This window comes from Kitasatospora sp. NPDC057542 (assembly GCF_042801945.1).
Lineage (GTDB): Bacteria > Actinomycetota > Actinomycetes > Streptomycetales > Streptomycetaceae > Kitasatospora.
Map to the genome: position 1 here is coordinate 1 of NZ_JBHVFE010000824.1, position 1,558 is coordinate 1,558.

A 1,558-nucleotide genomic window follows, 5' to 3' on the forward strand; every position below is an offset into this window, starting at 1 on the left:
GTCCGGGGCCGCCCCGGGAGAACGGCGCGAAGCCCGCGCCGCAGGGCGCCGGCGTGGGCTCAGACGTTGACGCCGAAGTCCTGCGCGATGCCGCGCAGGCCCGAGGCGTAGCCCTGGCCGATGGCGCGGAACTTCCACTCGCTGCCGTTGCGGTACAGCTCGCCGAAGACCATCGCGGTCTCGGTGGAGGCGTCCTCGGAGAGGTCGTAGCGGGCCAGCTCCGAGTTGTCGGCCTGGTTCACCACGCGGATGAACGCGTTGCGCACCTGGCCGAAGTTCTGGCCGCGGGTCTCGGCGTCGTAGATCGACACCGGGAAGACGATCTTCTCCACGTCCGTCGGCACGCCGGCCAGGTTGACCTTGATCGCCTCGTCGTCGCCCTCGCCCTCACCGGTCAGGTTGTCGCCGGTGTGCTCGACCGAGCCGTCCGGGCTCTTCAGGTTGTTGAAGAACACGAAGTTGCCGTCCGAGGCGACCTTGCCCTGGGCGTTGCACAGCAGGGCGCTGGCGTCCAGGTCGAAGTCCGCACCGGTGGTGGTCCGGACGTCCCAGCCCAGGCCGACGACCACGGCCGTGAGGCCCGGTGCCTCCTTGGTGAGCGAGACGTTGCCGCCCTTGCTGAGGCTGACTCCCACTAGTCCTCCAAGAATCGGGAGGCACGTCCAGTGGTGCCCCCGGTGGTGCGGTCCCGGGCGGCGGGAGGCCCATCGGCTCCCGCGCCCCACCCCGCCAACGGCCAGAGCGTAGTACGGGGTTCCCGTCCGCACCCCTGATCAGGCCGGACACGGCCTCACGGCACTCGGCCGGCGGGTGCCGCGAGGGTGTGCCCCCGCCACTCAAGGCCCCGGGCGGGGGTCTCAGAGCGCTGCGAGGACCTTCAGGTACTCCTGCTCGTCCCGGGCGTCCGGAAGGCCGTTGACGACGCTCCAGCGCACCGTGCCCGCGGTGTCGATCACGAAGGTGCCGCGCAGCGGGCAGCCCCGCTCCTCGTCGAGGACGCCGTAGGCCCGGGCGACCTCGCCGTGCGGCCAGAAGTCGGCCAGCAGCGGGAACTCCAGCGCCTCCCGGTCGGCGAAGACCCGCTGGGAGAACTGCGAGTCGCAGGAGAGGCCGATCACCTGCACGGTGTCGTTCTGCAGGCCCGCCAGCTCCCGCTGGATCGCGCCCAGCTCGCCGGTGCAGACACCGGTGAAGGCGAACGGGTAGAAGACCAGGACGACGTTCCTGCCGCCGCGGAAGTCGGAGAGCCGGACGGCCTCGCCGTGCTGGTTGTTGAGCTCGAAGTCCGGAGCCTGGGTGCCGACCTCGATGGCCATGAGCGGGACCTTTCTGACGCGACCGCGCCGCGCGGCGGGCGCAGCAGGCCACATCCTCGCATTCGTTTACGGCCGCTCGGCCGAACGGATGAGGCGGGCGGCCGCGGCCCCGCCCGTTCGCCGTCAGCGAACGGCCCGGCGGCCGACCCGGGGTACCGGCGCGAGGCCGGCCGGGGCCCCGCCGCGGGGGCGGGGCCGGCCGGGGCGCCGGACAGGCAGCGGGCCCCGCCGGAGGGGATTCC

The 1,558-nt window shown here is 72.7% G+C and carries 2 protein-coding genes; both read right to left on the minus strand.

The window, feature by feature from the left end; genetic code table 11:
- Positions 1-59 precede the first annotated feature (59 nt).
- Positions 60-635, minus strand: coding sequence for a TerD family protein (locus tag ACFU7Y_RS43850; RefSeq protein WP_224284049.1), 576 nt, complete (start codon positions 633-635; stop codon positions 60-62).
- 222 nt (positions 636-857) lie between these two features.
- Positions 858-1,316: a peroxiredoxin gene (locus ACFU7Y_RS43855; protein ID WP_380772051.1), complete on the minus strand. Its 459-nt coding sequence runs from the start codon at positions 1,314-1,316 to the stop codon at positions 858-860.
- Positions 1,317-1,558: the final 242 nt, after the last annotated feature.